This is a genomic window from Reichenbachiella ulvae (assembly GCF_025833875.1).
Lineage (GTDB): Bacteria > Bacteroidota > Bacteroidia > Cytophagales > Cyclobacteriaceae > Reichenbachiella > Reichenbachiella ulvae.
The window spans coordinates 3,613,174-3,636,590 of record NZ_JAOYOD010000001.1 but is presented as its reverse complement, the minus strand read 5'-3'; the positions used below and the strand labels follow the sequence as shown (position 1 = coordinate 3,636,590).

The following is a 23,417-nucleotide window of genomic DNA, read 5'->3' as shown; positions in this document are numbered from 1 at the left end:
CTAAATAAACCCACTGTGATCGATATTCTAAAAATCACCAAGTTGAAAGAAGCACTTTCTGATTATGTGAAAGTGAAATTGGAGCTATTCAAAATAGACATGACTGAGCAAATCTCTCATGTTTTGGCTCAGGTGATCGCTTATATTGTGATTTTACTCATTGCCACTTTGGTCATCTTATTTGTGAGTATGGGCATGGCTTTTTTAATCAACGAACAGCTCGAAAGCGAATATTTGGGCTTCTTGGTGGTGGCGGCTACCTATCTAATAGTGCTTCTATTCGTGTTTTATTTATTACGGTCTGGAAAGATGAAATTGTTTTTTGAGGATAAGATGTTAGAGTCGATCCAGAAGAATAAAAAGGAAAAGTCAGATGAAGAGTAGAAGCGAAGATGCCATACGATTAAGAGAACGACTAAAAAGGGATGAGGATCGCCTTTGGCAAAGGATCAATCATGAGACAGAAGATCTGGAACATCAGTTGTCCAAGACACTGAAGGTTGCAGGAATAGCAGCTGCGGGTCTGGTGACGGCCTATACTATTTATCGTTTGATGGCGCCTAAACCAGCTGTTCCCAAGAAGGCGGTTAAGTCTAAAACGATGAGCAGAGTGGGACAGTCCTTGTTGACTATGGCTATTTCGAATATACTCCCATTGGCTATTAAGCAGATTAATAAAGCAAATCAACGTGACAATGAACCTATTGAGTCAGCTAGAGGAAAGGAAGAATAAAAACAGGAAGTCTCTGGCTGTTTTGATCGATCCGGATAAGGTTGAGGATGCTTCTGAACTTCTCCAGTTTGTACGTCTTTGTACTGAAAACAAGGTCGATTATATCTTCGTGGGAGGGAGTTTGATTACTACGGATAATTTTTCCAAGGTGATTGCCCTGATCAAGACCAATACCACCATCCCAGTTCTGATTTTTCCGGGTAACAACATTCAGATTGATTCCAACGCAGATGCGATATTACTATTGTCTCTGATCTCAGGCAGAAATCCAGATTTTCTGATTGGACAGCATGTACTGGCGGCTCCTATTCTGAAAAAGAGTAATCTGGAAATCATTCCCATGGGCTATATGTTGGTTAATTCTGGAGCCCCCACATCGGCAAGCTATATGAGTAATACCACACCCATTCCTTCAGATAAACCGACAATTGCGGCATGCACGGCCATGGCAGGCGAGATGCTGGGGTTGAGGACGCTCTATATGGATGCGGGCAGTGGTGCAGAGCAGCCGATCCCACAAAAAATCATCCGAAAGGTAGCGCGGTCTGTCTCCTTACCTTTGGTTATTGGTGGAGGATTGAATTCTATTAGCCGCATCAATATGGCCCTGGAGGCAGGAGCAGACTTGATCGTAATAGGGAATGCATTAGAAAAAGACCAGAGCCTTCTGATCGAGGCAACTGAGAAGATTCATAGCTTAAACGCCTCTCTAGACGTTCATCAGTGATTCTCTGCGTCTCATTTTTCCTGCAGGTATACCGAACATCATTTTGAATCTACGGCAGAAATACGCGGTGTCTTTGAAGCCTACCTCTTTGCCAATGTCACGAATACTTTTCTTGGTGGTACGCAGCATGTTTACAGCCATTTCCATTCTTTGGTATTCGATGTAGTCCTGAGGATTGATTCCAGTCAGCATTTTGAAATATTGACCTACATAATCCTCCGACACGTTGGCTACATTGGCCAGTGCCTTGTTCGAGAGGTCATTGTTCAAATTATCCTTGATATAAGAGAAAATATCTATCAATCTAGGATCTTTGAAATAGGTAGAATTGGTAGCCAACTGCTCTACGAATAGTCCTTGATCAAGGATGTGACGAATGATTTCGATCACTACATGCTCGGTCTGAAGCTTTACGATTCTGCCTTTGCCTGGTGAGTCAGAGTAGATTTCTCGAACGATCTCTTTGGCCAGAGTGATCAGTTTATTGTTGTTTCTGATCGTAAATGGAGGGATATCCAGAGAAGCAAAGAAGTTAACAGTGTCAAACACCTTCGCTTCGAAATTGATCATGGTCACGTTGTCTGTTTCGTGAACATTGCCAATCTTTTCGTTGTTTTGAAAGAACTTCTCTTTGTTATTGATGAAGTCATCGTTGGATAGACTCATCGGGTTACCAGTACCGTAAGTGAGCGATACCATTTTACCACCCGGAATGAAGAGAATCTCACCTTCAGAAATGAGTTCTTTCTCTTTTCCAACGGACATATGCCCCTTGTGTACGTAGATGAATACATTTTCTACATCATAGTAGTTTTCTATAGTGACTGGCTGTAAAATATTAATATTCTTAGCCGAAATAAATCTAACACCAAGCGACTCTATGATTTTATTGTAATCTTCCACTGTAATTTATTTAGGATTATCCGTCAAATTTTAGCAAATATTAAACTTTGTGTTGTATAAATCTAATAAATAACCGGAAAATCTGACAGGATAATCTTAAAATAGTGCAAAATGGGTTTTATACTATTTCAATAATTCCCGTGCTATTACGATGTTTTGAATCTCAGAGGTGCCCTCATAGATCTGTGTGATTTTGGCATCTCGCATCAATCTTTCGACGTGAAATTCTTTCACATAGCCATAGCCTCCGTGGATTTGAACTGCCTCTACAGTGGCGTCCATGGCCACCTGTGATGCAAATAATTTGGCCATGGCAGCCTCCTTCACAAAATCCTGTTTACTGTCTTTCTTTAGGGCGGCCTGAATTACTAAAAGCCTTGCTGCTTCTATCTCAGTGGCCATTTTGGAGAGTTTGAATTGTATGGCCTGGTGATCAGCTATCGGTTTGCCAAAGGCTTTTCTTTCTTTCGCATAGGCTAATGAAAGTTCTAATGCTCCAGAAGCGATACCCAAAGCTTGAGAGGCAATTCCGATTCTACCACCATTCAATACTTGCATGGCAAACTTGAAACCAAAGCCATCTTCTCCTATTCGGTTTTCTTTGGGAACCTTTACATCAGAAAACATCAATGAATGGGTATCGGACCCTCTAATGCCTAATTTATTTTCTTTTGGCCCGATGGTAAAGCCTTCCTGGCCTTTTTCAACGATTATGGCATTGATCCCTCTGTGTTTTTTTTCAGGGTCAGTTTGTGCAATCACGATATAAACAGAAGCACTGTTGCCATTGGTGATCCAGTTTTTGGTCCCGTTTAGTAGATAGTAGTCGCCTTTGTCTTCTGCTGTAGTACGCTGGGAAGTTGCATCCGAACCTGCCTCTGGTTCTGATAGGGCAAACGCACCTATGATCTCACCAGCAGCTAGGGGCTTCAGGTATTTTTCTTTTTGTTCTTCTGTACCATATTTTTCTAACCCCCAACAAACGAGGGAGTTGTTGACTGACATGGAGACCGAACAGGAAGCATCTACTTTGGATATCTCCTCCATGGCCAGGACATATGATACGGTATCCATTCCTCCACCATTGTATTTGGGGTCTACCATCATACCCATAAAACCGAGTTCTCCCATTTTTTTGATTTGCTCTTTTGGGAATTCCTGTTTTTCGTCTCTTTCAATTACACCTGGGAGTAGGTCGGTCTGAGCCAGTTCACGAGCGGCTTCCTTTACTGCTATTTGCTCTTCTGTAAATTCGAAATTCATGTCTGTCGTTTAATGTTGAGCAGTGAAAATAATGCAATCACACAAATTAAAAGGTATGCATGCATACAAAAATTATCCTAAGACATAAAAAAAGACCTGAATTTCAGGTCTTTCGTATATTCTGTCATTTGAAAATGATGCTTAGTCGCGACTTCCTCCTAAGAACATCATCACAAAATATAGCAATTGTGTGATGGCTGATATAGCAGCCACTACATAGGTCATGGCAGCCCATTTTAGAGCATCTTTGGCCATGGCGTGCTCCTGGCTCGTTACCACTCCTCTTTCGTCTATCCACGCCAATGCTCTTTTGCTGGCATCAAATTCTACAGGTAGCGTTACCAGAGCAAATAGGGTGATCACTGCCTGAGCGGCTACCACCACCAAAAAGATGGTTTGCATATTCATGGCATAAACCATACTACCAAAGAAGAACATTCCAATCATCAGGAAGTTTAGCACTTTGGCACTGATGTTTTGTAAAGGTACCATTGCCGATCTGAACTGCAAGAAGCTGTAGGCTGTAGCATGTTGCACAGCATGACCACATTCGTGGGCGGCAACTGCAGCAGCTGCGGCGCTACGTCCCCCGTACACCTCGGGACTTAAGTTTACCGTCTTGTTCCCAGGGTTGTAGTGATCTGTAAGTTGTCCCTGCACGGATACTACTTGTACGTCATGTATTCCATTGTCTCGAAGCATTAACTCCGCTATTTCTCTTCCTGATAGGCCAGATTGCAAGCCCACCTGAGAGTATTTTTTGAATTTGCTTTTTAAACGACCACTGACAATAAATCCAATGATCATGAATGCGATTAAAATCACTAACATAGCTATAAACTAATTATATATTTACTTGTTACAATTACGTATTAGCTGGCACGACAGTTTCTTTCTTTTTGGATACAAAAAGACTTATTAGCAAACTTGCTCCACCGACTAGCACTACCAGTATGACTTGCGAGGTGTGGAGTAAGGTAGCCAAAAATAATCCAGTGGTTGCCCCCACTCCATAGATCACAAGAACCCCACTCACGAATGCATGATAAGCACCAATTCCACCTTGAACTGGCAATGCCATGGATACGCCAGCAGCAGCTAAGATGGATAATCCAGCACCCAGGGTAAGTATTGAAGTTTCTTCCATCGAGAAAAAGATTACATAGCTCATCAGGAAGTATAATACCCAAATCAAGATGGTAGAGATGATGTATCCTACTGGGCTTTTTACATTTTTGATTGAAAGCAGGCCTGAAACAATTTCTGCTAATTTCAATTTGATTTTATTGACCGTAGGATGTTTGAATTCTTTACTTAGGATATATCTCAATATCAAAATACCTACTATTCCACTTACGATCAAGAGCCCGCCGATCGCAAAAATCACCCAGCGTTGATCTGCCCAATCATCCCATCTGACAGAAGTCATGAAGTAATCCAGAATTTTGTCCATTTCAACGATCAGGTCCAGCACAATCAGACTCAATAGGATTAAGAAATCCAGCGCGCGTTCTGTTATCACCGAGCCAATGCCAACACTCATTGGTACGGCATCATTTTTCTTCAATACGCCACATCGAGTTACTTCTCCCAGTCGCGGGAATGCCAAATTGGCCAGGTACCCTGACATTAGGGCCAGAAAGGTTCTGCCCGTACTAAGTTGGTGACCTAGGGGTTCCAGCATGAGGTTCCAGCGGTAAGCTCTTAACCAATGGCTGATAATAGAAATCGCCATCGAAAGCAATACCCACCAATAGTTAACCAGGCTGAGTTTGTCACTAAAATCTTCGAAGGATACACTCCTGAAAACAAAATAAAAAATGACCCCAGCAAGAATGAGGGATATACTGAATTTGATAACGGTGGATACTTTCAAAATTTCTTAATGAATATATAGGTTGTCAATAATTCTAACACCACTAATATAAGCTGCTGCGCAGATCGATAGGGCGTTTTTACTTGTCGTATTTTCAAAAATCTCCATGGTGTCAGCGTCGACCAACTCCATATATTCCAAGTCTATGTTGTTATTTTTAGCCAGCATTTCAGTGGCTTTTTGTTTTGCTGTTTCTATTGAGCTTCCTTCATTCAATGCTGATTTCATCAAGAGCATGCTTTTATAGAGCACCGAGGCAGTTTCCCTTTCTTCTTCATTCAATCTTTGATTTCTTGAACTCATGGCTAGTCCATTGTCTTCCCTCATAATAGGAACCGCATGTACTTCGATTGGGAAATTTAAAGCTTTTACCATTTGCTTGATCACAGCAAGCTGTTGCAAATCCTTTTGACCAAAATAGGCCTTGTCTGGTTGCACGATGTTGAATAATTTGGAAACCACTACCCCCACGCCTGAGAAATGCCCTGGACGAAATTTGCCTTCTAAAACATTTTCAATCTCCCCAAAATTCATTTTAATAGCAGCACTGTCATCCTGATACATTTCGTGACTGCTAGGGACAAAAACCATATCACAACCTGCTTTTTCCAGGAGTTCGAAATCTTTTTTCTCATCTCTAGGATATTTTTTCAGGTCCTCGGGATTGTTGAACTGTATCGGGTTAACGAATATACTACATACAGTCACCTGATTGTTTTGCAAAGATTGGCTGAGAAGCGATAAATGGCCTTCGTGTAGGGCTCCCATAGTAGGGACGAGTCCTATGGATGACGAATCTGTGCGATACGACTGAAGGGCCTGACGCATCTCTAAAATACTACGCAAAACTTTCATAAATGGGGGGTGCGCCGACATCTATACAGATGTAAAAAGGCATTATAGTTGAAAATGATCCAAAAATAGTGTAATTTTGTGGTCATTTTGAAATAATAACATACTAAAAATAAAGGTTTATGTCACAGTATAAGATACTCTATGTTGCAAATGAAATAAACCCTTTTTTACAGACCACAGAAGTGGCTGATTTTGTGAGAGCCTTGCCCCAGGCCATGCAGGAAAGAGGAATGGAGATACGAATCTTAGTCCCAAGATTCGGCTTAATCAACGAAAGAAAGAACAGACTACATGAGGTAGTACGCTTGTCAGGTATCAACATCTCTGTGGGTGATGAAGAAAAACCTTTGATTATTAAAGTGGCATCAATTCCAAATGCGAAGCTTCAAGTTTACTTTATTGATAACGAAGACTACTTCCACAGAAAGTCGGTTTTCTTTGATAAAGAAGAGAAATTCCATGAGGACAATGACGAAAGAGCCATATTCTTCTGTAAAGGAGTATTAGAAACTGTGAAGAAACTAGGGTGGGCCCCAGATATCGTACACTGTAATGACTGGATGACTAGCTTCATTCCGTTATATCTGAAAACTACCTACAAGAATGATCCGATCTTTAAAGATGCCAAGTCTATCTACAATATTTATGGCAATTCTTTTGATCACAAATTCGATGATACTTTGATCAATAAAGCCATGATGATGGACATTGATGAGAGCATGTTGGATCATTTAAGATCAGCTGATTTCGAAGGATTCGTAAAACTAGGAATGGAGTATGCGGATGCTGTGATTAAGTCTAAGGAGGAAACCGGAGATATCATTGATAACTTGATCAGCTCTGCTCCTAAGGACAAGAAAGTCGAAACCATTCAAAAAGACGATAACTACTTAGATTCTTATTTTAATTTATATAATGAACTTGTTGGATAAAAATTGGTCTGGGTTGTTGATCTTCACAGCCCTAGCCATTTTTTCTTGTGAAGACCCGAGTGAAGTTGGTTTAGGATTAGATCCGGACGGTGTAAATTCAGGAGTTTATTATGAAGAGATTCCCCTGTCTGCCCAAAATGTATTTATTGATAGTTTAAGAACGAGTGGAAGCAGTCGTTTTCTTGTTGGTAGTACAGTAGATCCTGTTTTTGGAACTACTAGCTCCATGGGATTGACGAGATTGTCAATTTCTTCCGGAGTTCAGTCTTTGCCCTACCGACTTGATACAGTATCGACTGACCCATTGGTGGTAGATACGATCAGGGCTAGCTATGTGGTGGACTCTGCAGTTTTGAGGTTAGCCTATGACTATGTCAATACTAATGAGAAGCCTGTATTGGATCAAACCATACGTGTTCAGGAGGTGGATGATCAGCTTTTCTCTGGTGTGTATTATTTGCACAATTTTGAAACGCCAGTTTTGCCTGTTGAAGAAGGAAATGAATTTCCCTTTATTCCTAGATTGGATTCTTTGCATTGGGTTCCGTCATCTTTTGATACGGTAAAATTCTATTTGAATGATAGCTGGAAAGACAGACTTTTTGATATCGCCAGACAGCCCAATAGAAGTGCAATTCTAAGAGATGAATTCAAAGGACTTGCACTGAGTGGAGGAGTGGACAACAAGGCTATAGTTGGGTTTTTGGCTAGTCAGTCAGAACTGAAAATTCATTATCATATCATGGCAGATACGACTTATGCAGATAGCTTGAGCGTTTCTTATTCTCTATCGGCAGCATCTGCTAAATACAATAAAATATCTACTGACCGCACTGGATCAGTGATAGGCAATGTGATCGGAGAGAATTTGCAAAATTTCGATACGGGGGATGGATATGTTTATTTACAGGCAGCCTCAGGGATTTATCCTAAAATTGACATGCAACCATTTCTGGACTTTTTGGACAGACCGGGTAACGAGCTGATTCAAATCAATAATTTGGAATTTGAAATCTCAGCTGTATATCAGGACACTATTCTTAATCAAAGTATATCTTCTGCCAGAATGATGTTTATTGGTGAACAAGGACAAATCAACATAGCAGGTCTTCAATCTCAGGGCGTTTATAATACAGGGGTGTTGTCTGATGTGGGATATTTATCAGCTGCTCAGCAGTTCATGGAAATGAGCATAGACACAACAGCAACAAAAATGACTGGAGTGGCAACTTTATTTGGGCAATCCGTAGAGAATGAATATATCAAAGATTTGGAATATTTGGTTCTGATGCCGTCAAATTTGTCGAATGCCAACAGAACAGTGATTCCGGCTGATAGTATCAAAATGAAAATATTTTTCTCCAATCCAAACTAATCACCTATGTGTGGAATTGTAGCTTATCTTGGTCATCAAGAAGCTTGCCCTTTGATTATCAAGGGACTGAAGAGATTAGAATACCGGGGCTATGACAGCACCGGTATTTCTGTTTATAACGATGAGCAACTGCAGATCTATAAGAAAGCAGGCAAAGTAGCCGAACTGGAAAAGACGCTCAAAGGAAAGAAAATCCATAGTACTATCGGGATAGGACATACGCGCTGGGCGACCCATGGTGAGCCTAATGATGTGAATGCCCATCCACACTACTCCAGTAACAAAAAGCTTTCGATCATCCATAATGGCATCATCGAGAACTATTCTTCGCTCAAAAAGGAGCTAGAAGTAAAGGGCTACTCATTCGTGAGTGATACGGATACCGAAGTGCTCATTACCTTCATCGAGGATATCAAATCGCATGGTATATCTCTGGAATCAGCTGTAAGGCAGGCTCTGGCAACTATCGAAGGCGCCTATGCGATTGTGATTATGGATGAGGAAAACCCTGATCAACTCATAGCTGCGCGTAAAGGCAGCCCCATGGTACTGGGAATCGGAGAGGGCGAATTTTTTATCGCCTCGGATGCTACGCCTATCGTGGAGTATACGGATGAAGTGGTTTACCTCAATGATGAAGAGATTGCCGTGATCAATAGAGATGAGTTTAAGATCATCGATATTGAAAACATAGAGCTAGATCCATACATTCAGAAGGTCGAGCTAGAACTGGACGAGATAGAAAAGGGAGGCTATGAGCATTTTATGCTGAAGGAAATCTTCGAGCAGCCTAACTCTATTGCTGACAGTATGCGTGGGCGTCTGGATGCCAAAAATGCTCGCTTGACCCTCGGGGGAATTCGCGAGCAGGCGGATGCATTGGCGGAGGCCAACCGGATTATCATCATAGCGTGTGGTACCAGTTGGCACTCGGGATTAGTGGCAGAGTATCTCTTTGAGGAGTTTTGTAGAATACCGGTAGAGGTCGAATATGCCTCAGAGTTTCGCTATAGAAACCCGGTGATCAACGAAGGAGATGTAGTGATCGCAATCTCTCAGTCGGGAGAGACAGCAGATACTTTGGCAGCTATAGAGCTAGCCAAGTCTAAGGGAGCTATCATACTCGGTGTGGTGAACGTGGTGGGATCTTCTATCTCGAGAGCCTCACATGAGGGAGCTTATCTACATACCGGACCAGAAATCGGTGTGGCGAGTACCAAAGCCTTTACGGGTCAGCTGTCGGTACTGACTATGATCGTACTATCTGTGGCACAGCGTAAGAAAACCATTACTGAGAGCAAGTTCAAAGAATTGCTGCAGGAGTTGGAATCAATTCCGGACAAGATCAAAAAAGTGCTAGATAGCAATGACAAGATCGAGTACATCTCTAGTCTCTTCAAAGATGCAGCGAACTTCCTGTATCTTGGTAGAGGGTATAACTTCCCAGTAGCGCTGGAGGGTGCACTGAAACTGAAGGAGATCTCCTATATACATGCAGAAGGATACCCTGCAGCAGAGATGAAGCACGGGCCGATTGCTTTGATAGATGAGGAAATGCCGGTGGTATTTATCGCTACCAGAGATAGTTCGTACGACAAGATCGTGTCTAACATCCAGGAAGTAAAAGCCCGCAAGGGAATGGTGATCGCGATCGTAACTGAGGGGGATGTGTTGATCCCTAAGATGGCTGATCACGTGATTGAAGTGCCAAGGTGCGATGAAGCACTGATGCCGTTGATCTCGGTCATACCGCTGCAGCTGCTGAGCTACCACATCGCCATCATGCGTGGTTGCAATGTCGATCAGCCTCGTAATCTAGCCAAATCAGTGACTGTTGAGTAAATGAAAATATCAAGAAAAGCCTCAAACTGGTTCATGAAAATAAAGTTTGTGCACTAAAAATAAAGTTTGTGCATTTTAAATAAAGTTTGTGCAAGTCTTAATCTGAAAGATCGTTTAGGAAAGGTATCATATGGGATGTTTTCAAAGCTCACATGATTTTAATGGAATGTACATTTTCCTCATACCATAATTCACATTATGGTTTTTCAAAACGTTAAGAATTAAAGCATTTCTAAGAATAGTCTTTCAGGGCCAATGCTAAGACATTTAGACAATTTGAATATTGTTGTTAGCTTAGGCTGCTTTTTACCTGTTTCAAGATGGGATATATAAGTTGGATGCAAGCCCGATTTAAGCACTAATTGCTCCTGAGTCATCTCAGCTCCAAGTCTCAATTTCTTGAGCGTCTTACCAAAAGCCATCCACATTCTTGCCAAAAAAATCGGCAAAGAATTCACCTATGATCTTTTAACATTTGAAACCAATAACAAGTTCAAAAGTATTGGCCTACTAGACAGAAAGTCCCTAGTCGTAAAATTCGATATAGGGCAACCCTTATATTTTGTTGAAATTGACAGTTCAGATAACAAATTCATTTCTACACTTGTCCTTTATAATATCAATACTCTCGATCATAATAAATTCATCCAAATCCTTTTGAATGATACCGCTAGGGATCAAGGTAAATGGCCTGAAAAATCCATTGCAAACCTGGCAGGGTTTATTACCATTAGGCACCCTAGAATATACAAAAAGCAAAAGGAAGAGCTAGGAAATGCCGCAATGGAAAATTATGAGGTTAAGATCGCCAATAAGTTTTTAAGGATATTTCAATCATGAACGGTTTCTTACAACCTAAATGGGAAACTAGCTTAAAAAAGGGCCTTTATATACCCGCATCTTAATTTTTTTTCAAAATCAACCCCCTATAAAAGTCAAATGCGTAGGCCATGTGTCACTCTTAGTAAAAGTTTATTTGTACTTAAAATTATTTAAATTAAAAAAGGAAAGTACAATGAAAACACTAAGACTATTTTACTATTGGCTAGTATTTGGCTGTGCGGCTGTGCTCTACAGTTGTGCGGATGAAGGCGGATTTACAGCATCGGGGGATTTAAGCCCTTTAATTGCTGTTAATGGTCCTGTTGGGACAAGCACCGTCTTTAGTTCAGATGGAGATCTAAATTTTAACATTTTGGTTTCTGATGATAACGGATTGACCCAGTTCACACTTTTTTCTGAAGACTTAGGGGTAGATATTGATTCTGTATTGGATGGAACAAAACTATATAATTTCAAATCTGCTGTAGCAGTTAGTTCTGATTTTGGTTCTTTTCCTGTTGTGGTTACTGCTACAGACAATGGAGGGAATACTTCTGTGGATACATTGCTTCTCACGAAAGAGCAAGGTGCCTCCCAATTTATTTATGCAGTAGGTGATGTTTCTTGGAACGATTGGGATCCAAGTAAGGCAATGTTAATGTCACCAGATGAAGAAGATGGATGGTATGCAATTACCTTGTATAGTGATGGTGATGATGATGGAGTCAAATTTATTGGACAATTGGATTGGGCACCAAACAACTGGGGACTTGTAGATACCAATGATCCCGGACTTGGAATGGTTAATGATGATAGCAGTGGTAAAATCCTTCTTGACCAAGGGTATAGCATTGTAAGGTTTAATCCTACTATTATGCAATATACCGTAGAGTTAATCACCGAGGAATTGCCAACCCCGAATGGACAGTTTCATGTCATGGGATGTGGTTTCCAAGATTTAAGTGGATCAGACATTGATTTGTGTTGGGATCCATCAAAAGCTTACCCTATGGATCAGGATGCCAAGAATCCTTATTTGTATAGAGCTACTATTGGCTTTTCTGATGCAGTTGATTTGAAGTTCAATGGAAACCAATCGTGGGATGATTTGGATTGGGGGTTTCCTGAAGTATTTGAGGACGATCCAAGTACTGGAGATGTAGAAGAAAATAAGTTAGCTCCCGAAGGGAATGTACTATGGACAGAGACAGCCAAAAAGTATGGTGCTGACTGGAAGTTCTTCAATAGACAGGGAACCTATGAGTTGATACTGGATGAATATCTTGGTAAAGCTCAGATCAGAAGGGTCAATTAGTTTCAATCTCAGAGAATTTAAAGCATTGATATTATGAATAGAAAATATACAAAACATGTACTGCTTCTTTTGTGCCTAGTTATGAGTGGTTTTGCCACCCTAGCACAAAGCATTACGGTAAGTGGAAAGATATTGGCGAGCGATTTACAAGATGCCTTGCCTGGTGTTACAGTACTTCAGAAGGGTACTACTAAGGGAACTGTTACTAATATGGATGGGGAGTTTAGCATTGAAGTTCCTTCTGATGCAACATTGAGTATTTCTTATGTTGGATATCTTTCTAAAGAGATTCCTGTAAATGGTCGAAGTACAATTGATATTGTGCTTGACGCAGATGTACAGGCGTTGGAGGAAGTGATTGTTGTTGGGTATGGTGAACAGGCGAAAGAGACTTTAGTTAGCTCTGTATCTTCTGTTCAAGGTAAGGAACTTCAGAAAAGTCCTCAGCCTAACCTTTCAAATTCATTTGCAGGTAGGATATCGGGAGTTATTGCAACTACAGCTTCCGGTGAGCCGGGGTTTGATGGGTCGCAACTTTTGATTAGAGGACAAGGTTCCAATGGAGATAATAGTCCTTTAATTGTAGTAGATGGTGTTGCCAGTCAGTTAGGTGGACTTGAGCGTTTGGATCCAAATAACATTCAGAGTATTTCAGTTTTGAAGGATGCATCTGCTGCTATATATGGTTCAAGAGCTGCCAATGGAGTTATATTAGTTACAACTAAGGGAGGAGTGAAAAGTGAACCAGTTTTTACCTTCACTTATAATCATGGTTTTGTTAGACCAACTCGAATTCCGGAAATGGCAAGTTCTGCTCAATATGGTGAGATATTGAACGAAATAGCTTACTATAACAACCCTGGGGGGGGACTGAATCAGACTTATACTGAAGAAGAACTCGAATTGTTTAGAAATGGTAGTGATCCCGTCAACTACGCAAATACAGATTGGCTGAATGAAGTGATTGCTCCAATCAGTTATCAAGACCAGCAAAGTCTGTCAATTGGAGGGGGAGGAGAAACTACCCAGTATTTTGTTTCATTAGGCAGGAGACATCAGGAAGGAATCTACAAAAATGGGATTACGGAATTTGAACAAATCAATTTAAGAACCAATGTTGATGTCAATGCTACTGATTATTTGAAAATTGGCGCCAAGCTTAATGTAAGACAGGAAAAGGGAACTTATTCAACTACATCTGCTGAAGGTGTATTCAGAGCCGCATATAGAGCTCAGCCTAGTTTGGTGCCTTACTATGATGGTGTTGGTTATGGTATTGGTTCAGAAAGAGCCAATAATCCTTTGGTATTGGTTACTGATACACCTGGTAAGGATACACAACCTAAGACTGTGCTCAATACCATACTAGATTTTGATTACAAGCTTCCGTTTGCTGAGTCATTTTCGGTCAAGGGTTTTGTGTCGGTTGATAAATCATTCAAGGAGCAGAAGAAGTTTGAATTGCCATATGTTGTATATCAACCAGTGCCTAATTCTGACCCCATGGAGTTCTCGGAGGTTCCTAATAACATTGCTTCCCCACAGCTTTACCAAAGACGTGATAATGAACAGCTGGTAACGGCACATGCGGCTTTACATTTTAATAAAGCCATTAATGATCATTATGTTTCTGCTTTTGTGGCTTACGAACAGAGTGAATACAAGTCTGATTACATGGAAGCATTTAGAAGAGGATTTAATTCTGATGCTGTCGATGAACTCAATCAAGGACCCGAAGGAGTTGATGAAAATGAGAATCCCTATGGTACCAATGGAGGTGATAGTTTTCAAGAAAGTCGAAGAAATTATTTTGGTAGAGTGTCCTATGACTATGCTGGTAAGTATTTGTTGGAAGGACAGTTGAGATATGATGGCTCTTCAAAATTCGCAGAAGGGAATCAGTATGGTTTCTTTTGGAGTGTATCTGGAGGTTGGAGAATATCTGAAGAAGCATTTTTCAATGTGGAAGCTATTAACAATCTCAAAATTCGTGCTTCCTATGGTGTAATTGGAAATGACAAGATACCAGATTTTCAGTTTTTGAATAGATACCAAAATATTGGTGCTGGATACGTGGTAGATGGTGTGCCAGTTACTCGTTACGTCATTAGTCAATTGGCAAACGAGAACATTACTTGGGAAGAATCCAAGAAACTAGACATCGGATTGGAAACGACTGTTTTTCAACATTTCACAATTGAGGCTGATTACTTTCATGAGACCAGAGATGGATTATTGATTGAGCCAAGAGATTTGCCATGGGTTTCGGGTATTATCAATGAATGGGATGCAACCAATGATGCTAATGATATAGTTCCTGCGATTGTTCCACAACAAAATATTGGTACCGTTGAAAATTCAGGGTTTGAAGGTCAGATATCTTATGATCAATCGATCAATAATTTGAATTTTTTTATAAGTGCCAATGCTACTTATGCAAAAAGTAAGGTGGTTGATATTAGAGATCCAGAAGTGATTGAATGGAAGAAAGCTGAAGGAAAACCACTTTTTGCAGGACTTTATTACGAAGCAGTGGGTATCTTTAGAACACCAGAAGATATAGAAAATAATCCTAGTCTACCCAATAATAAAGTAGGGGACTTAATGTACAAGGATGTGGATGGTAATGGTGAGATCACTGCCAATGATCAGGTGAGATCAGATTTGACAAATGTACCCCAATTGGTATATGGTGTTTCCGCTGGATTGGATTGGAAGAGTTTCGATTTCTCTTTCTTGTTACAAGGACAAGGTCTTTCAGAGCAGTATTTTCTTCCAGAGTCAGGGACTATTGGTAACTATACCAAGACATGGGCTGATAACCGTTATAGCCCTTCCAATATTGCAGGTAGTTACCCTCGGGTAGATACGAGAACCTCAAGTAGTGTAAATGGAGGTAATGAATTCAGAACGGATTTTTGGTTAGTAAATACTTCGTTTGTTCGACTCAAAAATATTGAGTTAGGTTATAGTCTACCTGTCGATTTGATTAGCAAAGTTAGACTGACTTCAGCCAGGATTTATGTCAATGCGCTAAACTTGGCCACTTTCACGGCGTCAGACGACTTTGATCCTGAAGTGACCAATATTCAGGGACATGCATATCCTCAGCACAAAATTTTTAATGTAGGAGCAACCATTAAATTCTAAGACGATGAAAAGACTTTATATAACATTACTAACAACAGTTTTCGCTATCGGACTGTGGTCATGCGAGGACGATTTCTTAAACAAGAAGTCAACAGATCTTTCTGATGATTTGATATGGTCTGATCCTGACTTGGCAGAAACGTATTTAATGAATCTTTATACAAGTGTTAGGTTAGCCAACAAAGAACCCAATAAATGGGAAGGCTCTGCTGGTCTGACAAGAGGACACCACTGGGCATTATTTTCATCAATTTCGGATGAGTCAATTTATTCTAATGATGACCAGACTTACTTGATACAAACGGGACAATTGAGTCCTAGTAACTATGGGTTTACAAGTACGTCATGGGGTCGGAATTATCTTGGGATAAGAGAATGCAATGATGCCTTGCAAAAGATTCCTACCCTAGAAATTGATGACTCTAAAATGAACGAATTACTAGCCGAAGTAAGGTTCATTCGGGCAGTTCGGTATTTCGAGTTGCTAAGAGGTTTCGGTGGAGTACCGTTAATTGGTGATCGTGTAGTTCAACTCGATGATAGTTTTGATGGCTTGTATGAGAGATCAACAATAGATGAGACGGTAGATTATATCATTAACGAACTAGAATTTGCTATTAACAATCTTCCAGAGCAAGGGGTGCAGCAAATGGGACGTGCCACTGCAGAAGCAGCCATGGGATTCAAAGCTAGAACTCTACTTTATGCAGCTAGTCCACTGTTTGGTACAGAGTCTAGTGCTAAGTGGCAAGCTGCAGCTGATGCTGCTGGTGAGATTATTGCATTGGGGAAATTTGACCTGGTAGATGATCTAGATGCTGATCCGGCGGAGAATTATAGGCTCTTGTTTCTTCAGGGAGAAACTTCAGAGGATATTTTCATGAGGCATTACACCCAAACCTCTCGTAGTTTTCCTATGGAGAAAATGAATGCACCAAACGGATATGGTGGATGGGGTGGAAACTGTCCAATGCAAAATTTGGTGGATGATTATGAAATGGATAATGGTTTAGCAATTGATGAGGCAGGGTCTGGTTACGATGATCAAAACCCGTATGTAAACAGAGATCCACGTTTTTATGCCACTGTGCTTTATAATGGAGTGGAATACAGAGGTAGAGAGCTAGAGACCTTTTTACCAGGAGGATTGGATAGTCCAGATGGTAATGAGCCATGGAATACTTCACCTACCGGATACTATCTTAGAAAGTTCATGGATGAAACTTCGGACTTGAATAACTATGATATCACTGGAGGAGTTACGCCTTGGAGGTATATGCGATATGCAGAGATTTTATTGTCATATGCCGAAGCACAAAACGAAGCTACCGGACCGAATACAGCTGGAATTGGAGGACTGACTGCAACAGAGGCTGTAAACCTTGTTAGAGAAAGAGCGGGCTTACCGCTATTGTCTGGGTTAAGCCAAGCTCAATTAAGGGATAAAATTAGAAATGAGAGAAGAGTAGAGCTGGCTTTCGAAGAGCATAGATATTATGATGTTAGGAGATGGATGATTGCCATGGATGTGGAAAATGAAGCGGCAGCAAAAGTGGCTATAACTAGAGCTGAGGATGGGACATTAAGTTTTGACTATTCACAAGAGGCACTTACAGGAAAGTCCTTTTCAGAGCAACACTATTGGTTTCCCATTCCTATTGACGAGATAACGAAATCTAATAGTCAATTAGAGCAGAACCCCAATTACAACTAATGTTATAAGTAAGGGGGAGAAGAATTCTCCCCCTTTTAATATAGGAAAAAATGAGAGATATGAGTAGATGGAGACAGGACATGGGAATTATTAGATGCATAATTATTATATGTTTGTTTATTGGAATGACATCATGTGAATCTCCTGAAGAAAGTATTGCATGTGTCGAAACTGATCCGTGTGATTGCCCACAAGCCTCCAAGGAAGATTGTCAAGAGAAAGAAGGCGAAGAACCAAACGAGGAAGTTGATAAAGAAGAGGTAGATTATTTGACTTTGAGTTTAGACTTGGATAAGACTTTTCAACAAATAAAAAGTTTTGGTGCTTCTGATGCATGGTCTATACAATTTGTTGGAAAGAACTGGAATGAAAATTCTCGCGAAAAAATAGCTGAGTTACTGTTTAGTACTGAGTTTGATGAATCAAATGATCCAAAAGGTATAGGTTTAAGTACGTGGCGATTCAATATAGGAGCCGGTAGTGCTGAGCAAGGTGCTAATAGTAATATCAATGATGAATGGAGAAGAGCCGAAGGATTTTTAAACGCCGATGGAAGTTATGATTGGAATAAACAGGAAGGGCAACAATGGTTTCTGGAAAGAGCGTTGAGTTATGGTGTTGATGACTTTACTGCATTTTTAAACAGTCCGCCAGTCTCATTGACTAGAAATGGTATGGCTTATTCAGAAGATGGAGTAAGTGCCAATTTAGATGAAGCTAATTTTGATAAGTATGCAGACTTCATAGTAGAAGTGTTGCAAAACATGCAATCCAAAGTAGGAGTCCATTTTGATCATGTGAGTCCATTTAATGAGCCGCAATGGGAATGGAAGTGCTGTAATCAAGAAGGTAGTCCATGGAACAATGAGGAAATGGCGGCAATGACGAGAGTTTTAGACGAGAAAATTTCAACGGCTCAAATCGATACCAAAATTGAAGTTACTGAAGCAGGAAGCTTAGATTTTCTTTATTCCAATGAAAGGGATAGCCGTAGAAATGATCAAATTTATAATTTCTTTAGCCCAACGAGAGATACATATATTGGAGATCTCGACAATGTAGCAATGAGTATTGCTGGCCATAGTTACTTTACTACATATGATCTCAGTACTTTATTGAATACACGCAAACTGGTCAATGATAAGATCAATGAAATTAATCCTGAGTTGGACTTTATTATGTCAGAATACTGTATTCTAGAAGATCACGAAGAGATAAAAGGAAGTGGTCGTGATTTAGGTATGGATCCTGCATTGTATTTGGCACGTGTAATTCATTCAGACTTGGTTTATGCGAATGCAGTTTCATGGCAGTGGTGGTTGGCTGTGAGCCCTTATGATTATAAAGACGGCTTGATATATATCGATCATAATACTGTGGCGGGTAATGTATATGAGTCCAAAATGCTTTGGTCTTTGGGTAATTATTCACGATTTATTAGACCAGGTATGACGCGAATTTCTTTAGAAAGGTCCGATAAACTAAGTGATATTGCCGCGATTGAGGAGATGCTTCCATCTGCCTATAAATCGGAAGATGAGGTGGTCATAGTATTAGTTAATCAAACTGAAGAGGCAGAAAAAGTTGTAATTGAAGGGCTGAGTGATGGCTATTCTAGTATTGACCTGTTTCAGACAAGTGAGACTAAAAGCTTGGATCATGTTAGGACGTATCAGGATGTGAATTCAGAAATTATCATCGCAGCGCGATCTATTGTTACTTTAGTCATCAAATAGTTTATACCAATGATGAAATGGTTTTCCGTTCTAATAGTATCCTTTCTTTTATCTCAGCCTTTTCTTTTAGCGAGTACTGGGGAAAAGGAAGAACTGTTTGTTCAGTATAAATTTCATCGTTTAAACGAAGACCAAGGCCTACTTAATAATGTAGTAATTGACATAGCCCAAGATACATTGGGACAAATATGGGTAGCTACAGAAAGAGGGTTGTTTAGATATCAAGGGTCTAAATTTCAGGTTTATTTGAGGGATGATTCACTTGATCACTCACTGCCAAATAATTACGTAAGTGATATTTTGGTTGATAATCAAAATAACATCTGGATTATGACAGGTTCTGGTGTTGGTAAGTATGATTATGTCAGTGATGAAATCATTCGGTTCAAACCGGATAAAGTAGATGGCCCCGTGACCTCTATGGTTATTGACAATAGAGGAAATCGATACTTTGGTTTATACAATGGTGGGATTATTAGATCTAATGGTGATATCGAGTGGCTTGATCTAAGAGATGAAGTTTCAGGGATCAATTTTTCTAATTACCCAACTCTTCATATGTCCATTCTTGATGCCCATTTATGGGCAGTAGTGGGGAACAAAGGTTTAGTTAGGAAGGGTTTAGAGAGTGGAAGATTGGATTATTTACCTCCTGAAATGTTTAATGAAAAAAGCAGCATTAATATCTACGGTATGTTTGCAGATCACCGTGGCGTTTTGTGGGTATTGGTCGAAGGAGGGCTCTACAAAATTTGGGAAAAAGAGGATACTGGAGCTTTTGTTGTTGAGCCTGTATTACAAGATATATTGCCCAAGGATGACTACCTCAGTTTGTATGAAGATGGTGATAAACAGATATGGACAGGTACTCGTCAAAATGGAATGTTTTCATTCAAAAACCTTGAAGATTTATCAAAGGCAGACGTTAAACATTTTGGAGTATCCAACAATGAAAGTGGTCTATCGTATCGAACAATTAGTAAAATCTTCCAAGATGACAACCAACTTTTTTGGTTGGGGACACACAATGGAGGGATTAATGTTTTCGATCCTAGAGGTGAGCAAGTGAGGCACCTTACTCATAAAGCAAACATGCCTTCGTCATTAAACTTTAATAATGTCTGGGGAATATCTTCTAGTGTTTCGGACGATGTGATGTGGGTAGGTACTGATGGTAAGGGACTAAATATCCTTAATACTAAGACAGAACAAATCAAATTGGCAGAGTGGAAAGAAATAGAAGATGTAGCTATTCTTTGCCTTAAGGAGGATGCCAGGAAGAGACTATGGGTGGGTACTTATCAAAACGGTCTATTTCTGGTGGATTTACAAACAGACCAAGTTACGCACTTTACCGCAGGAGGTATTAATGGAGATCTCAAAGTCAATGACATTAGAGCTATCTATGAATCTAGAGATGGGTCAATCTTTATAGGAACCAACCATGGTGGGGCATATCACTACAATGAAGACAGTAAAAAGCTAGATTGGATTCGAGTTACAGATGGCTATGATGTTAGAGCGATTACCATGGTGTCGGGAGATATGCTTTGGTTGGGAACATACAGAGGAGGTTTATTGTCCTATCACTTACCTACTGGGAGGTTAAATGAGTACCCATTGTCTCAAGGAGAAATTAAAGGTGCTGTAGTGATCTTTGACTTAGTAGCGGATCAAGACACACTTTGGCTGGGTACAAGAGAAAAGGGATTGGTTTGTTTTGATATGCAAAGCAAGGAATATAAAGAAGGAATCCCAGGACTAACCAATCTTGCGATTTCAGCCTTAGAAATGGATAGCAACGGATATCTTTGGATGAGTAGTTCCATTGGAGTATTTGCTTTTGACAAAACTTCTGGAGGTATTTATACATTTGACAGTAATGATGGCTTCCAAAAAGGTCATTTTAATTATGGCTCGATATTGTATTCCAATGGATTTATGGCCATTGGGGGAATTAATGGTTTGAATCTTTTTTATCCAAACGAGTTAACAGCGGAAGAAACAACTGACCGAGTTGTACTTAATGAGTTTAGGGTTTTAGATCATAAAGCAACCCCACTAAATTCTGAGATTTTCCCAAAAGGAAAGAGTATTTTCTTAACTGATAAGGTAGAGTTGTCACATTCAGATAACGTTTTTTCCATCGGGTTCTCAATTCCTGGTTTCAATACAAAAAAGCAAAATGAATATACTTTCAAACTTGAAGGGTTCGAGTCGGAATGGCAGACCACAGGTTATCTCAATGAAGTAACATATAGAAATGTTCCACCAGGTGTATATAGCTTTAAAGTGAAAAGGCTGAGGGACGAGAATGTTTCAAAGGAGTTGGCCATAATAATTCACCCCCCTATATGGCGTACATGGCAAGCATATTTACTTTACGGAATAGTATTCATTCTCTTACTGTGGTGGTATATACGCTTCAATAATAGTCGACTTTTGCTTAAGCAGAATCTGGAGTTTGAACAAGCCCTAAGAGAACGTGAACACAGTTCTATGCAGGAGAAATTACGGTTTTACACTAATTTTTCTCATGAGTTAAAGACACCTCTTACTTTGATACAAGGGCCAGTAAATGATCTTATTAAAAAAGAGACTAATGAAGCTACCCTGTACTACCTCCATTTGATTAAAAAGAACACCTCTATCCTCCTCAAATTTATTGGTCGAATGCTTGAGTTTCGGAAGATAGAAATGAATAAAACGGTTCTCAATGTGGGCTACCATGATCTTAATGTTTTGGGTCAAGAAGAAGCAGAGAGTTTTACCCATTTAGCTAAAGAGAAAGGTGTAATATTAGGTTTTTATTGCGAACAGGACTTGTATGCTTGGGTAGATATTGAGAAAATTCAAATTGTGTTAAGTAACCTTTTGTCAAATGCAATTAAGTTTTCACCAGAAGGCAGGGTTATTAAGTTTGGTATGTTTCATAAGAGGGATGAAGTTGTCGTGGAGGTAAAGGATCAGGCGGGAGGAATAGACCAAAAGGAACTAGAACATATTTTTTCTCCTTTCTATCAGGCGAGTAATTCAATTGGTTCAGGTGGTACCGGTATAGGCCTGGCTCTTTGTAAGAGTTTTATTGAATTACACCATGGCGAAATTACAGTTGATAGTGAACAAGGACAGGGGACTGCTTTTACCGTTCGATTGAAGAAGGACAAAGAGCATTTCAAAACAAGTGATTACGTTCGTTTTATTGAGGTTAAAAATGACGAACATGATATTGAGCCAGAATTTGAAGTATTGCTAGAGAAGGGAGGGGTTACAGGGGTTAACACTTCAGATAAAGTTATCCTTATTGTTGATGACAATGTAGATATCACGACCTATGTACAGACCTTGTTTGAAGATAAGTATAGGGTAATTGCTTGCGATAATGCTAGAGATGCATTTGACATTGCAATGGAAAGCATTCCTGACTTGATTATCTCAGATTTAATGATGCCAGATATAGATGGTATGAAATTTTGTCACATGATAAAAGAGAATTCGGCTACTAGTCACATACCTTTTATCATGCTAACAGCTAAAAACTCAAACGTTTCTAAGATAGAGGGGTTTGAGTCTGGGGCTGATGATTATATTACCAAACCTTTTAGTTCAGACCTGTTAAAAGTACGAGTAAATAATTTACTCAGTAGCAGAAAACTGTTACAACTAAAATATACCAGCCATGATCTTTTCGACAATAGCCCCAATTCATCTTCCAAAGAAATGGAGTTCATCCTAAACGTAGAATCAACCATCCATTCTATGATGGAGTCTGCGGAGTTCAGTGTGCCTGATTTGTGTAAAGAGCTTGGAATGGGGCAGAATTCACTTTATCGAAAGATCAAGAATCTAACTGGTGATACCATACAGCTGTTTATTAGAAAAATTAAGATCAAAAGAGCTGCTCAGTTACTTGTTGCTGAGGATATGACAGTAACTGAAGTTGCATTTGCAGTGGATTTCAGTGATTTGAAATATTTTCGGAAGTGTTTTAAAGAACAATTCGGGATCGCTCCTTCTGAATACAAAAACAAGTTTTCTAAAGAAATGTCCAAGGAGGATATCAACAGAATGTTGAATAGCCGTTAGACAAAAAGCATAACTGTTAGTGCTTTTGTCCCTTTTTCATCAATCATTCCCCCCTTTTTTATAAATGCCTACCTCCCCTTAAGGAGGT

Annotated in this window: 18 protein-coding genes; 12 read left to right on the top strand and 6 right to left on the bottom strand. The window is 39.9% G+C overall.

Annotated features, from left to right (window positions below; translation table 11 throughout):
- Positions 1–15 precede the first annotated feature (15 nt).
- The 3 genes from N7U62_RS14605 to N7U62_RS14595 are packed head-to-tail and all read left to right on the top strand — an operon-like array spanning position 16 to position 1,460.
- Positions 16–384 (top strand): phage holin family protein, encoded by a 369-nt coding sequence (locus N7U62_RS14605; RefSeq protein WP_264138727.1) that lies wholly within the window; start codon positions 16–18, stop codon positions 382–384.
- Positions 374–733 carry a hypothetical protein gene (locus tag N7U62_RS14600; protein WP_264138726.1) on the top strand — a complete coding sequence of 120 codons (360 nt, stop codon included), beginning with the start codon at positions 374–376 and terminating at the stop codon, positions 731–733. The genes N7U62_RS14605 and N7U62_RS14600 overlap by 11 nt, the downstream gene beginning before the upstream one ends.
- Positions 696–1,460 carry a phosphoglycerol geranylgeranyltransferase gene (locus tag N7U62_RS14595; protein ID WP_264138725.1) on the top strand — a complete coding sequence of 255 codons (765 nt, stop codon included), beginning with the start codon at positions 696–698 and terminating at the stop codon, positions 1,458–1,460. The genes N7U62_RS14600 and N7U62_RS14595 overlap by 38 nt, the downstream gene beginning before the upstream one ends.
- On the opposite strand, the gene N7U62_RS14590 is transcribed toward N7U62_RS14595, so the two are convergent.
- From N7U62_RS14590 to panC, 5 genes are all read right to left on the bottom strand, one after another.
- Positions 1,443–2,363: a helix-turn-helix domain-containing protein gene (locus N7U62_RS14590; protein ID WP_264138724.1), complete on the bottom strand. Its 921-nt coding sequence runs from the start codon at positions 2,361–2,363 to the stop codon at positions 1,443–1,445. The genes N7U62_RS14595 and N7U62_RS14590 overlap by 18 nt on opposite strands.
- 123 nt (positions 2,364–2,486) lie before the next feature.
- Positions 2,487–3,626: an acyl-CoA dehydrogenase gene (locus tag N7U62_RS14585; RefSeq protein ID WP_264138722.1), complete on the bottom strand. Its 1,140-nt coding sequence runs from the start codon at positions 3,624–3,626 to the stop codon at positions 2,487–2,489.
- 141 nt (positions 3,627–3,767) lie between these two features.
- Positions 3,768–4,457 carry a zinc metallopeptidase gene (locus N7U62_RS14580; protein ID WP_264138721.1) on the bottom strand — a complete coding sequence of 230 codons (690 nt, stop codon included), beginning with the start codon at positions 4,455–4,457 and terminating at the stop codon, positions 3,768–3,770.
- A gap of 34 nt (positions 4,458–4,491) precedes the next feature.
- Positions 4,492–5,502 carry a lysylphosphatidylglycerol synthase transmembrane domain-containing protein gene (locus tag N7U62_RS14575; protein WP_264138719.1) on the bottom strand — a complete coding sequence of 337 codons (1,011 nt, stop codon included), beginning with the start codon at positions 5,500–5,502 and terminating at the stop codon, positions 4,492–4,494.
- A 6-nt stretch (positions 5,503–5,508) separates the two neighbouring features.
- Complete coding sequence (gene panC, locus N7U62_RS14570) at positions 5,509–6,357, bottom strand: pantoate--beta-alanine ligase (RefSeq protein ID WP_264138718.1); 849 nt, start codon at positions 6,355–6,357, stop codon at positions 5,509–5,511.
- Positions 6,358–6,476: 119 nt separating this feature from the next.
- Here panC and N7U62_RS14565 point away from each other — a divergent pair, with 119 nt between their 5' ends.
- The 3 genes from N7U62_RS14565 to glmS are packed head-to-tail and all read left to right on the top strand — an operon-like array spanning position 6,477 to position 10,506.
- The gene (locus N7U62_RS14565) at positions 6,477–7,289 is read left to right on the top strand and encodes a glycogen/starch synthase (protein WP_264138717.1); all 813 of its coding nucleotides are present in this window, start codon (positions 6,477–6,479) and stop codon (positions 7,287–7,289) included.
- Positions 7,273–8,664 (top strand): DUF4270 family protein, encoded by a 1,392-nt coding sequence (locus N7U62_RS14560; protein WP_264138716.1) that lies wholly within the window; start codon positions 7,273–7,275, stop codon positions 8,662–8,664. Before N7U62_RS14565 ends, N7U62_RS14560 begins: the two co-directional genes overlap by 17 nt.
- A 6-nt stretch (positions 8,665–8,670) precedes the next feature.
- A complete protein-coding gene (gene glmS / locus N7U62_RS14555) occupies positions 8,671–10,506 on the top strand; it encodes a glutamine--fructose-6-phosphate transaminase (isomerizing) (protein ID WP_264138715.1) in 1,836 nt (611 codons plus the stop codon).
- Between the two features lie 221 nt (positions 10,507–10,727).
- On the opposite strand, the gene N7U62_RS23260 is transcribed toward glmS, so the two are convergent.
- Positions 10,728–10,928: a helix-turn-helix domain-containing protein gene (locus tag N7U62_RS23260; protein ID WP_404818025.1), complete on the bottom strand. Its 201-nt coding sequence runs from the start codon at positions 10,926–10,928 to the stop codon at positions 10,728–10,730.
- Here N7U62_RS23260 and N7U62_RS23255 point away from each other — a divergent pair.
- The 6 genes from N7U62_RS23255 (at position 10,906) to N7U62_RS14530 (ending at position 23,329) form a co-directional block, all read left to right on the top strand.
- Positions 10,906–11,346, top strand: a complete 441-nt coding sequence (locus N7U62_RS23255) for a Tn7-like element transposition protein TnsE (RefSeq protein ID WP_404818024.1) — start codon at positions 10,906–10,908, stop codon at positions 11,344–11,346. The genes N7U62_RS23260 and N7U62_RS23255 overlap by 23 nt on opposite strands.
- A gap of 175 nt (positions 11,347–11,521) precedes the next feature.
- Positions 11,522–12,643 carry a hypothetical protein gene (locus N7U62_RS14550; protein ID WP_264138714.1) on the top strand — a complete coding sequence of 374 codons (1,122 nt, stop codon included), beginning with the start codon at positions 11,522–11,524 and terminating at the stop codon, positions 12,641–12,643.
- A gap of 33 nt (positions 12,644–12,676) precedes the next feature.
- Positions 12,677–15,793: a SusC/RagA family TonB-linked outer membrane protein gene (locus N7U62_RS14545; RefSeq protein ID WP_264138713.1), complete on the top strand. Its 3,117-nt coding sequence runs from the start codon at positions 12,677–12,679 to the stop codon at positions 15,791–15,793.
- A gap of 4 nt (positions 15,794–15,797) precedes the next feature.
- A complete protein-coding gene (locus tag N7U62_RS14540; RefSeq protein ID WP_264138712.1) occupies positions 15,798–17,507 on the top strand; it encodes a RagB/SusD family nutrient uptake outer membrane protein in 1,710 nt (569 codons plus the stop codon).
- A 59-nt stretch (positions 17,508–17,566) separates the two neighbouring features.
- Positions 17,567–19,243, top strand: coding sequence for a glycoside hydrolase (locus tag N7U62_RS14535; protein WP_264138711.1), 1,677 nt, complete (start codon positions 17,567–17,569; stop codon positions 19,241–19,243).
- Positions 19,244–19,252: 9 nt separating this feature from the next.
- The gene (locus tag N7U62_RS14530) at positions 19,253–23,329 is read left to right on the top strand and encodes a hybrid sensor histidine kinase/response regulator transcription factor (protein ID WP_264138710.1); all 4,077 of its coding nucleotides are present in this window, start codon (positions 19,253–19,255) and stop codon (positions 23,327–23,329) included.
- Positions 23,330–23,417 lie beyond the last annotated feature (88 nt).